The organism is Amaricoccus sp. (assembly GCF_036846665.1).
Taxonomy (GTDB): Bacteria; Pseudomonadota; Alphaproteobacteria; order Rhodobacterales; family Rhodobacteraceae; genus Amaricoccus.
In genome coordinates, this window is sequence record NZ_DAIUBO010000123.1 from 1 (window position 1) to 11,177 (window position 11,177).

Genomic DNA, 11,177 nt, shown 5'->3' on the forward strand with positions numbered 1-11,177 from the left:
TGCGCCTCCGGGCGACCGGACCGGGCAAGGCGCCACCGGCGCCTCGCCTTCTCGGCCCGGGGGGAAGGTGGCGCGGGCCGCGCGGGGCGCGGCATTTTCCTTGTCCCGAGACTCGGCCTCAGGCCGCAGGATCGGTCAGTCGGAGGGGACGCCGGTATCAGATCGCCGCGCCCTCGAGCGGGTCGAGCAGCGGCCGGCCGCCGTCGACGCCGAGGATCTGGCCGGTGACGAAGCTCGCCGCGGGCGAGGCGAGATAGAGCGCCGCCTCCGCCACCTCGCTGGTGTCGCCGAGGCGCCCGAGCGGCGTGACCTCGGCCAGGGCGTCGGCGAGATCCTCGATCTCGGGCAGGGCCTTGGAGAGCGCCCGGGTCATCGTGCCGCCGACGGCGACGGCGTTCACCCGGATCCGATGGCTGGCGAAGGCCAGCGCCAGGCAGCGGGTCAGCTGCTCCAGCGCCGCGCAGCTCACCGAATAGGCGAAGAGCTCCGGCAGGGCGCGCCGGCCGAAGACCGAGCTGAGATTGACGATCGCCCGGTCGGACGGGGTCGGGGTCTCCTCGGTGGCATGCTCGATCATGCGCCGGGCGGCGATCTGGCTGAGCCGCAGGTTCGCGAGCACGTTGTGCTGCAGCGTCTCTTCGAAATGATCGGTCTCCGGCGCCAGCGGGTCGGAAGGCAGCAGCAGGCGCGCGGCATTGACCAGGATGTCGATGCCGTCATTGGCGTCGATGGTCGCGGCGATCAGGTTGGTCATGGAGAGCTTCTCGCGCAGATCGCCGACGAAGGCGATCGCCCGCCCGTCGAGCTCCTCGCTCGTGAGCGCCGCGACCTCCGAGTCGAGCTTGGCCTCCTCGTGGTCGGCCATCACCACGGAGGCGCCCGCCCGCACGAAGCGGCGCGCGACCGCGAGGCCGAAGCCGTTGGCGGCGCCGGTCACGATCACCGATTTTCCCGCCAGCTCGTTCGCCATGGAGGCCTCCCGCAAGCACCAAAGGGCTGGGCGGGAGCTTAGATCACCGCCACCGGGGCCGCGACCCCAAAACGAAGCCGCCCGCGCGCGGCGCCTTGCGGGTGGTCCATGCCGCGTCCATAAATCGATGCATGTCGGAGGAATTCGATCACGTCATCGTCGGGGCCGGCACGGCGGGCTGCCTCCTGGCCAACCGGCTGAGCGCCTCGGGCGAGCGGCGCGTGCTGCTGGTCGAGGCGGGGGGGCGGGACAATTATCCCTGGATCCACATCCCCGTCGGCTATCTCTATTGCATCGGCAACCCGCGCACCGACTGGATGTATGCGACCGAGGCCGAGCCGGGGCTGAACGGGCGCAGCCTGCGCTATCCGCGCGGGCGGGTGCTCGGCGGATGCTCCTCGATCAACGGCATGATCTACATGCGCGGCCAGGCGCGCGACTACGATGCCTGGGCCGAACTGACCGGAGAGCCGGACTGGGCCTGGGACAATGTCCTGCCGGATTTCATTGCCCATGAGAGCCACTGGCGCGCCGGGCCGGGGGCGGATCCGGCGTTCAACCGGCTGCACGGCGCGGCGGGCGAATGGCGGATCGAGAAGCAGCGGCTGAGCTGGGAGATCCTCGACGCCTTCAGCGCGGCGGCGCAGGAGGCGGGCATCCCGGCGCGGGCCGATTTCAACGACGGCGACAACGAGGGGGTGGGCTATTTCGAGGTGAACCAGCGGCGCGGCTGGCGCTGGAACGCCGCGAGCGCCTTCCTGCGCCCCGCGCGGGGCCGGCCGAACCTCACGATCTGGACCGGGGCGGAGACCCGGCGGCTCAGCCTCGGGCACGGCCCGGACGGCGGGCTCCTCTGCGCGGGGGTCGAGCTCGCGCGCGGCGGCGAGACGCTGTCGGTGCGGGCGCGGCGCGGGGTGATCCTCGCCGCCGGGGCGGTCAACAGCCCCAAGATCCTGCAGCTCTCCGGGCTGGGGCCGGCGGCGCTGCTCGGCGACCATGGCATCGAGGTCCGGGCGGATCTGCCGGGCGTCGGCGGCAATCTCCAGGACCACCTGCAATTGCGCACCGTCTTCCGGGTCTCGGGCACCAGGACGCTGAACACCACCGCGCGCAGCCTCGCCGGCAAGGCGGCGATCGCGCTGGAATACGCGCTGAGGCGGACCGGGCCCATGAGCATGGCGCCGAGCCAGCTCGGCGTCTTCACCCGCTCGCGGCCGGGGCTGAACCACGCCAATCTGGAATACCACGTCCAGCCGCTGAGCCTCGAGGCCTTCGGCGAGGGGCTGCACGATTTCCCGGCGATCACCGCCAGCGTCTGCAACCTCAACCCCACCAGCCGCGGCAACGTCGCGATCGCCAGCGCCGAGCCCGGTGACCCGCCGCGGATCCGGCCGAACTATCTCTCCACCGAGGAGGACCGCACGGTGGCCGCCGAGAGCCTGCGGGTGACGCGGCGCATCGTCGCGCAGCCGGCGCTGGCGCGCTTCCGGCCGCAGGAATGGAAGCCGGGGCCGGGCTTTCAGACCGACGCGGATCTCGTGCGCGCCGCGGGCGACATCGGCACCACCATCTTCCATCCGGTCGGCACCACGGCGATGGGCCGGGACGAAGACCCGCAGGCGGTGCTCGACCCGCGCCTGCGGATGCGCGACGGACGCGGCGGGCGCATCGGCGGCCTGCGGGTGGTCGATGCGGGCGCGATGCCGCTGATCACCAGCGGCAACACCAATGCGCCGGTGCTGATGATGGCCGAGAAGGCCGCACGCTGGATCCTCGCGGAGGCGTGACGGCATCCCCGCGCGACCCTTTTTCCCGCCCCCGCCCCCCAGGCCGACGCTCGTTGCCCGTGCGTCCCGACGGGCCCGGCCGGAAACGGCTTCAGACCGATTCGAAGGCCAGCGCGATGCCCTGGCCGCCGCCGATGCACATGGTGACGAGCGCACGCCTGCCGCCGCTGCGCTCGAGCTCGTAGAGCGCCTTGATCGCGAGGATCGCGCCGGTCGCGCCGACCGGATGGCCGAGCGCGATGGCGCCGCCGTTGGGATTGACCCGGGCGGGATCGAGGCCGAGCCCCTTGTTCACCGCGAGCGCCTGGGCGGCGAAGGCTTCGTTCGATTCGATCACGTCGAAATCCTCGACGCCGAGCCCGACCCGCTCCAGCAGCTTCTGCACCGCCGGCACCGGGCCAATGCCCATCACCTCGGGCCGCACCCCGGAATGGGCATAGCCGATCATGCGCGCGCGGGCCTTGAGCCCCGCCTTCTCGGCGGCCTCGGCACCGGCGAGCACCAGCGCCGCGGCGCCGTCATTGATGCCGCTGGCGTTGCCGGCGGTCACGGTCCCGTCCCGTTTGAAGACGGTCTTGAGCGCGCCGAGCTTGTCGAGGGTCGTGGCCTTGGGATGCTCGTCGGTGTCGAAGGCGACCATGTCGCGCTTCACCTTGACCTCGATCGGCACGATCTGCTCCCTGAAGCGGCCGGCCGAGATCGCGGCGGCGGCGCGGTTCTGGCTCTCCAGCGCGAAGGCGTCCTGGTCGGCGCGGGTGATCTGGTGTTCGGCGGCGACGTTCTCCGCGGTCACGCCCATGTGCCCGGTGCCGAAGGGGCAGGTCAGCGCGCCGACCATCATGTCGACGGCGGCGGTATCGCCCATCTTCTGGCCCCAGCGCGCCGCGGGCAGCGCATAGGGCCCGCGCGACATGCTCTCCGCACCGCCGGCCAGGGCGAAATCCGCGTCTCCCATCGCCAGCGCCTGGACGCAGGAGACGATCGCCTGGGCGCCCGAGCCGCAGAGGCGGTTCACGTTCATCGCCGGCGCGCTGTCGGGGACCCCGGCCTCGATCGCCGCGGCCCGGCTGAGATACATGTCCCGCGGCTCGGTGTTGATCACATGGCCGAAGACCACATGCCCGATCTGCCCGCCCTCCACGCCGGAGCGCTCCAGCGCGGCCTTCGCGGCGGCGGCGGCGAGCTTGATGGGTGGCGTCCCGGCGAGGCTGCCGCCGAAGGTGCCGATCGCGGTGCGCGCGCCGTCGAGAATCACGATGTCCTGCTGCATGGCCGTTCCCTCCCCGGGCTGATCCGAGGCCCGAGCCTCGCGCGGCCCGCCGCCGATCGCAAGGGCTTTCGCCGGTGTCGCGACGGAAGCGGCGCGCCGCTGCGTTGGAAGACCGACGAGGCGCGTCGCACCCGGCGCCGGCCCGCCAGACCACCGGTTCCGTTTCCAGATCGAGAGGATTTCATGGCACCGCAGACACGGCCCACCGGCTATTCCACCGCGCAGATCGCGCTCCACTGGCTCATCGCCGCGCTGGTGACCTTCCAGCTGATCTTCGGCGAAGCCATAGTGCCCGCCTATCGCGCCGTCCGGCGCGGTACCGAAGCCACCGCCGCCGAGCTCTCGGCCGCGAACCTCCATGTCTATGTCGGGCTCGCGGTCCTGGCGCTCGCGGTCCTGCGGTTCGCAATCCGGATGCGCCACGGGGTTCCGCCGGCGCCTCCGGGGGAATCGGCCTGGCAGCGGCGGATCGCCGGGGCGGCGCATCTGGTGCTCTACGGCGTGATCTTCGCCATGCCGCTCACCGGCGCGCTGGCCTGGTTCGCCGGCGTCTCCGCGATGGGCGCGATCCACGAACTCGCCAAGCCCCTGATCATCCTCACCGTGGCGCTGCATGCCGCCGGCGCGCTGTGGCAGCATTTCGTCGCGAAGACCGATGTGCTGCTGCGGATGCTGCGCCCCGAACCGAGGCGCGGCGCCTGAGGCGGCGCCGGAGGCACCGGGGCCGCCGGATTTCCCCCGGCAAACGCCCCGAACTGCGTTTTCCAAGCTGCGGCCGGCAAATCCCCGTGATAACATGGGGCTGCGCGGTCCGGGGGCCGCGCCAATGGAGAAGCGGGGCCGAGTGGACATCCTGATCGTCGAAGCGGACGCCGACCTCGCCGGGGTCTGGGCGGGGTTTCTCCGGCGCCATGGCGTGCGGAGCACGCTGGCCACCTCCGCGGCGGAGGCCTATGCCGCGCTGCGCAGCCGCAGCTACGGCGCGGTGGTGCTCGACATGGAGTTGCCGGCCGGCGCGGCCTTCGAGGTGGCGGATTTCGCGACCTACCGCGACCCCGGCGTGCCCATCATCGCGGTGACCGCCGAGAGCTTCTTTTCCGACAGCACGATCTTCGAGCTGATCCCGAACGCGCGCGCGCTGATGCGTGCGCCCCTGAAACTCGACGACATGGCCGCGCTCGTGGAGCATTACGGCGGGCGCCATCTCACCAGGCAGCGCGCCCGTGCCTCGGGCACGTGACCTTCCGCCCCGCGGTGGTGCGGATGCCCGGAATTTCCCGCTCCGGCTGGTCTGAGGGTCCGGGACAGCGCGCGTGGGCCGGAGGCGTGTTTCGCCTCCGGCCCGGCCGCGGGGGGGCGGCCCTCCAGCGCCAGTCCGGCCAGTCCGGGCGCAGGAGACGTCCCGCTACGTCAGCGCTTCGTCGAAGAGATGTGCCAGTGCCGGGTCGAAGGACAATCCGATCTCCGATCCCGGCTGAAGCACGCGGTCCTCGGCGATCGCCGCGATCACCTGGCTTCCGTCCCGCAAGGTGACGTCCACGACCGTCTCGCTTCCCAGCCGTTCGGTCAGGGCCACGGTGCCGTGCAGCATGCCCTGGTCCGGTGCGGTGGGTTGTATGTACTGGGGCCGGATCCCCAGGGTCGCCTTGCCGCCCTTGACGATCGGTCGCCCCTTGGTCCCGACCGAGATCGGGTCGAGCGAGCCATTGGCGATGGTCGCGCCCTCGGCGCCCAGGTCGCGCACGTCCACGGTCATGAAGTTCATCGACGGCGCCCCGAGAAAGCCCGCGACGAAGAGGTTCGCGGGATTGTGGTAGAGCTCCATCGGCGAGCCGATCTGCATGACCTCGCCGCCGCGCAGGACGACGATCTTGTCGGCCAGGGTCATGGCCTCCACCTGGTCGTGGGTCACGTAGATCATCGAGGCGTTGAGCGACTGGTGGAGCTTGCCGATCTCCATCCGCATGTCCATGCGCAGCGCCGCGTCGAGGTTCGACAGCGGCTCGTCGAAGAGGAACACGGCGGGGTCGCGCACGATGGCGCGGCCGATGGCGACGCGCTGGCGCTGCCCGCCCGACAGCTGCGAGGGGCGCCGGTCGAGCAGGTGTTCCATCTGCAGGATGCGGGCGGCCTCGGCCACCTTCCGCTCCTTCTCGGCCTTGGGCGTGCCGCTGAGCGTCAGGCCGAAGGCCACGTTCTCGCGCACCGTCATATGCGGGAAGATGGCGTAGGACTGGAACACCATGGCGATGCCGCGTTCCTTCGGGGGCAGGTCGTTGACGACACGGCCGCCGATCTCCAGCGTGCCCGACGAGATGTCCTCCAGCCCGGCGATCATCCGCAGCAGGGTCGACTTGCCGCAGCCCGAGGGGCCGACGAAGACGACGAACTCGCCCTCGTCGATGTCGATGTTCACCCCCTTGATGACCTGGACCTCGCCGTAGTTCTTGCGAACGTCCTTCAATCTTATGGTTGCCATTGCGCTTCCTCCTCACTCGGCCGCAAGCTGCGCGCCCTGGACGCGGAGCATTCCGTCCGCATCGATTTCCACCGGGTCGGGATTCGTGACCTCGCCCACGAAATGGCCCGCCGGGTGATCGGCGAAACCGATGATCTTCAGCCCCGCATCCGTCTTCAGGATGCGCGCGGCATAGCGACGGCAGGGCAGCGCGCCGTCGAGGAAATGCCCCGGGGCGATCCGCCACGGCCCGCGGGGGCTCTCCCCGATCAGATAATGCGAGCCGGAGACCGGGCCGCCGGGATGGGTCTCCGCCTGGTCCTTCGAGAAATGCTCGGCGGCGGTGCAGAACAGGCAATACCACCGGCCGCCCTGCTCGAAGACCTGCGGCACCTCCAGCTGGCCGTAGCCGCCGACGAAGACCGGCGGCTCAAGGACCCAGTCAAAGAGGTCGGGCGAGGTCGCGAAGCCGATGGCGCCGCCGGCATTGGGCTCCATCACCCCCGCGGCGCGGGCGGTGAAGAACATCAGCCAGCCGTCGCCGTCGGGATCGGCCATGACCCAGGGATCGCGCATCGCCCGGTCGTGCCACAAGCCGTCCTCGAAGGAGGCCTCGTAGCTGGCGGCATGGGGGCCGGCCAGGTCGAGGCAGGGCGCCTCGCCGACCCGCTTCCAGCTGTGCATGTCGGTCGAGACCGCGTGGCCGATGCGCTGGTAGAGCCCGTCCTCCGCCTGCGAGGCGCCGGTATAGAAGAGGTGCCATGTCCCGTCCGGACCCTGCAGGACCGATCCCGTCCAGGTGGTGCAATCGTCCCAGCCCGGGCCCCCGGAGGGCTCGAGGCAGGTGCCGAGATGCGTCCAGCTGACCAGGTCGTCGCTGACCGCGTGGCCGTGGCGGGCGTTGCGGTGCCGGAGCTGCGGATCCCCGAGGCTCTTCGGAGCCTTGAGGAAGTAGCCGTGCCAGCGTTCGCCATCATGGGCGTACCAGCTGTCCCAGATCCAATGCGTGTCGAGTGCAAGAACCATGGTGCCCCCCGTCATCCCTTCACGCCGGTCGAGGCGATCGACGCGATGAAGGCGCGCTGCAACACGAGATAGAAGGCCAGCACCGGGACGGTGATCAGCGAGAGATAGGCCATGATCTCGCCCCAGGCGGTGTTGAGCTGGAAGAAGTACTGCAACCCGACCATGACCGGCCGGTAGGCCTCGTCCTGAACCACGATGAGGGGCCAGAGGTACTGGTTGTACATCACCAGGAACTTGAGGATGGCGGCGGTGGCGAGGACCGGCCCGGCCAGCGGCATGACCACCTTCAGGTAGACCTGCAGCCAGGTCGCGCCCTCGACCCGGCTGGCCTCGATCAGCTCCCGCGGCAGGTCCTTGAAGTACTGCACGAAGAGAAAGATCGTCAGGCCGTCGGCCGCCCAGGGCAGGATCTGCACCCGGTAGGTGTTGAGCCAGCCGTGCTCGATGCCCGAGAGCCCGATCCAGGGCAGCTTGGAGACCAGAAGGAGCAGCGGGATCGCGATGGTCTCGAACGGCACGATCAGCGTCGCGAGGATGATCGAGAGCACGACCGCCCGGCCGCGCCATTCGAGGAAGACGAAGGCGAATGCGGCGAGCGAGCAGACCAGGAGGCAGATCAGCACCGTCAGCCCGGTGACGAAGACGGAATTGAACACGAACAATCCCACCGGCGCCCGCTGGAAGGCATGGGTGTAGTTGCTGAGCCCGATGTCGCCGACCGGCAGGAAGGCCCGGAGGCTGCCCGTGTCGCTCAGCAATTGCTGGTCGGGCTTCAGCGAGCTGACGACCATGAAGACCAGCGGAAAGATGAAGATCACCGCGACGAGAACGAGCACGAGGTACCGGACGGCGAGGCGCAGCCCGTGGTTGTCCTGGGAAATGGTCGCCATCACGTTCTCTCCCGTGTCAGCCAGCGTTGAATGAGCGAGATGCAGAGCACGATCAGGAAGAGCAGGACCGAGATGGTCGAGCCGCCCGAGATGTCCTGCTTGCCGTAGCCGCGCTCGACCGCCTGGAACACGAGCGTCTGCGTCGAATCCAGCGGCCCGCCCTTGGTCATCACGTCGATCTGCGCGAAGAGCGCGAAGCATTGCATGGTGATGACGATCAGGATCAGCACGGCGGTGTTGCGCAGCCCGGGCCAGGTGACGAAGCGGAACCGCTGCCACTTGGTCGCGCCCTCGATATCGGCCGCCTCGTAGAGCGTCGGCGAGATCGTCTGCAGCCCGGCGAGCCAGATCACCATGTGAAAGCCCACCGCCTGCCAGATCGACATGACGATGATCGATCCCAGCGCCGTCGAGGGATTGCCGAGCCAGTCGACCGGCTGGAACATTCCGAAGGTCAGGCCCGACAGGAGGTTGTTCAGCAGCCCGTCCTGGCCGTCGTAGATGAATCGCCAGAGCAGCGAGACGACGACGATGGAGACCACCACCGGCATGTAGTAGATGCCGCGGAAGACGTTGATGCCGCGCAGCCGCTGGTTGATGAGCAGCGCCAGCCCGAGCGCCAGCGCCGCCTGGCACGGTGCCACGACCAGAACGAAGGTGAAGGTGTTGACCAGCGCCTTCATGAAGACCACGTCGCGGGCGATCACCACGCGCGCGTCGTCGCCCGAAGACCACCGGAACCATTCGCGCATGCCGCGATACTGCGGCGTGTCGTCGTTCCGCGTGACCGAGCGCAGGCTCGGATATTCGATGTTCCCGTCCTCGTCCCGCAGGACCGTGCCGTCGTCGCCCCGCTCCGGCTCCAGCGTGACCACGGCCACGCCGAGCAGGTTGCGGTAATTGTCGATCCCGACGAATTCCGTGGGATTGGGCGAGATCAGGCGCTGGTTGGTCAGCGACAGATAGAAGGCGAAGAAGAAGGGCAGGACGATGAAGGTGCCGATCAGGGCGAAGGCGGGAATCGCAAAGCCCCACCCCGCTCGGTCGGAGCGCAGCAGACTGGATGCCATTGGTAGTTCCTCCCGGAGGGTCGGGGCGTGCGTTGCCGCCCCGGCCTGGGTTGCGTCAGTTTCCGTAGCCGCTGTTGGCCTCGATATCGGCATCGATCTCGTCGGCCGCCGCATCCAGCGTGTCGGCCACGTCGGCGCCGCTGGCGATATCCGCCAGGGCCTTGAGGAAGATCTTGGCCATGACCGGATAGCCGGGCGTCACCGGCCGCAGCAGGGCCTGTTCCTTGCTGAGGTCATAGAACACGGCCATCGGCGCGCCTTCGGCATAGAGCTCGCTTTCCGCCGCGGCCGAGCTGGTGGCCGGAATGACGGCCTGCGCATTGCTGAAGGCCACTTGCCAGCGGTCCTGCAACATGAACTCGATGAACTGGTTCGCGCCCTCCGGATGGTCGGACGAGGTCGAGACGGCGAATTGCCAGGACGCCGCGCCGATCTTCGGGCCATTGCCGAAATCCGGTGCCGGCAGGAACAGCACGTCGTCTCCGAAGGCCTTCACGGCGTTTGCCGCGGCCCAGTTTCCGTTCCAGCTCATCGCGTATTTGCCGTCGATCAGACCGGAATCCCGATCCGCCGGGTCCTGGCTGGTTCCGGGCGCCAGTTCGCGGTCGAACAGCGACTGCCACCACTCGCCGAATTCGATGCCGGCATCGCCGTTCAGCACGCCGTCCGCTTCCAGATAGGTGCTGCGGTCGATCAGATCACCGCCGAAGCTCTGCAGGAAGGGGGCGAAGGCATAGGGGTACCATTCGTCCGCGCTCCAGGCCATGCCGAGGTCCAGCGGATAGTCGAATTCGCCGCCTTCCTTGATCGCCTCCAGCGCGGCGTCGAGCTCGTCGCGGGTCCAGGGCTCAGCGAGGGTCGGGATGCGGATGCCGTATTTCTCAAGCACCGACCGCCGGGTGACCATGGCGACGGCGGCTTCCCACAGGCCGACCGAATAGATGTCGTCCTTCCAGCGGCCGATGGCCGTCGGCAGGAAGTTCTCGATCGCGCTTTGGTCGATTTCCAGTGGCTGGATGTAGCCGGCCCATGCCCAGCTCGGCATCACCGGGCCGTCCACGTCGATGATGTCGGGCAGGTTGCCCGCCAGCGCGCCGGCGATGACGGTGTCGTTGTAGGCGCCGGCCGGGAAGCTCTGCACGACCACCGACCAGTCGGACTGGCTGGCGTTGAACTCCTCGACGATCTGGTCGAGCACGGCGCTTTCTTCCGGGTTGCCCGCGCCGTGATACCACATGGTCAGTTCGGTCTGGGCGAAGGCCTGCGCCCCCCAGATCGCACCCAATGCGGTGGTGGCGAGTGCGGTCAGACGTATGTTCATGCCGGGTTCCTCCCTCTCATTGGCAATTCGGTTATGCGGTTCGCGGGGCCGGGCCGGACGCTGTCGCGCCAGACCGCGGGGCCGCCGACCAGAACCGGTGCTTCCGGCGCGGCACTGCCGTCCCGGACCATGGATGTGAGCAGTCGCGCGGCCCGGACACCCATGGCGGCATAGGGCAGCTTCACCGTGGTCAGTTGCGGATAGAGCGTCTCGGTGATCAGCGTGTGATCGTCGTAGCCCGCAACCGAGATGTCGTCGGGCAGCGTCAGGCCGCGGGACCGCAGCATGCCATAGGCGCGCAAGGCCATGCGGTCGTTGCCGAGGCAGAGAACCGTCGGCGGATCCTCGATCGTCAGCACCCGGTCGAGCGCGTCCCAGAGCAGCT

11 protein-coding genes are annotated in these 11,177 nt (G+C 69.2%); 3 read left to right on the forward strand and 8 right to left on the reverse strand.

The annotated features are described in order from the left end of the window. Positions 1 to 157 precede the first annotated feature (157 nt). Entirely contained in the window at positions 158 to 970 is an 813-nt protein-coding gene (locus V7050_RS12670) for an SDR family NAD(P)-dependent oxidoreductase (protein WP_324367926.1), read from the reverse strand. Between the two features lie 131 nt (positions 971 to 1,101). Here V7050_RS12670 and V7050_RS12675 point away from each other — a divergent pair, with 131 nt between their 5' ends. Further along, entirely contained in the window at positions 1,102 to 2,757 is a 1,656-nt protein-coding gene (locus V7050_RS12675) for a GMC family oxidoreductase (protein WP_324367928.1), read from the forward strand. Between the two features lie 91 nt (positions 2,758 to 2,848). Here V7050_RS12675 and bktB read toward each other — a convergent pair whose 3' ends face one another. Then, positions 2,849 to 4,027 carry a beta-ketothiolase BktB gene (gene bktB / locus V7050_RS12680; protein WP_324367930.1) on the reverse strand — a complete coding sequence of 393 codons (1,179 nt, stop codon included), beginning with the start codon at positions 4,025 to 4,027 and terminating at the stop codon, positions 2,849 to 2,851. A 183-nt stretch (positions 4,028 to 4,210) separates the two neighbouring features. Here bktB and V7050_RS12685 point away from each other — a divergent pair, with 183 nt between their 5' ends. Continuing rightward, positions 4,211 to 4,729, forward strand: coding sequence for a cytochrome b (locus V7050_RS12685; protein ID WP_324367932.1), 519 nt, complete (start codon positions 4,211 to 4,213; stop codon positions 4,727 to 4,729). Positions 4,730 to 4,871: 142 nt separating this feature from the next. Beyond that, entirely contained in the window at positions 4,872 to 5,267 is a 396-nt protein-coding gene (locus V7050_RS12690; RefSeq protein ID WP_324367934.1) for a response regulator, read from the forward strand. Between the two features lie 165 nt (positions 5,268 to 5,432). Here the strand turns inward: V7050_RS12690 and V7050_RS12695 are convergent, their stop codons facing one another. The 6 genes from V7050_RS12695 to V7050_RS12720 form a co-directional block, all read right to left on the reverse strand. Continuing rightward, complete coding sequence (locus tag V7050_RS12695; protein WP_324367936.1) at positions 5,433 to 6,506, reverse strand: ABC transporter ATP-binding protein; 1,074 nt, start codon at positions 6,504 to 6,506, stop codon at positions 5,433 to 5,435. A gap of 12 nt (positions 6,507 to 6,518) precedes the next feature. Beyond that, on the reverse strand, positions 6,519 to 7,511 hold the full coding sequence (locus V7050_RS12700; protein WP_324367938.1) for a levansucrase: 993 nt from the start codon (positions 7,509 to 7,511) through the stop codon (positions 6,519 to 6,521). An 11-nt stretch (positions 7,512 to 7,522) separates the two neighbouring features. Then, a complete protein-coding gene (locus tag V7050_RS12705; RefSeq protein WP_324367940.1) occupies positions 7,523 to 8,401 on the reverse strand; it encodes a carbohydrate ABC transporter permease in 879 nt (292 codons plus the stop codon). Beyond that, complete coding sequence (locus V7050_RS12710) at positions 8,401 to 9,471, reverse strand: carbohydrate ABC transporter permease (protein WP_324367942.1); 1,071 nt, start codon at positions 9,469 to 9,471, stop codon at positions 8,401 to 8,403. Before V7050_RS12710 ends, V7050_RS12705 begins: the two co-directional genes overlap by 1 nt. Before the next feature lie 55 nt (positions 9,472 to 9,526). Next, the gene (locus tag V7050_RS12715) at positions 9,527 to 10,792 is read right to left on the reverse strand and encodes an ABC transporter substrate-binding protein (protein ID WP_324367944.1); all 1,266 of its coding nucleotides are present in this window, start codon (positions 10,790 to 10,792) and stop codon (positions 9,527 to 9,529) included. After that, on the reverse strand, positions 10,789 to 11,177 hold a 389-nt coding region (locus V7050_RS12720), incomplete at its 5' end, for a substrate-binding domain-containing protein (RefSeq protein WP_324410620.1). The genes V7050_RS12720 and V7050_RS12715, both read right to left, overlap by 4 nt.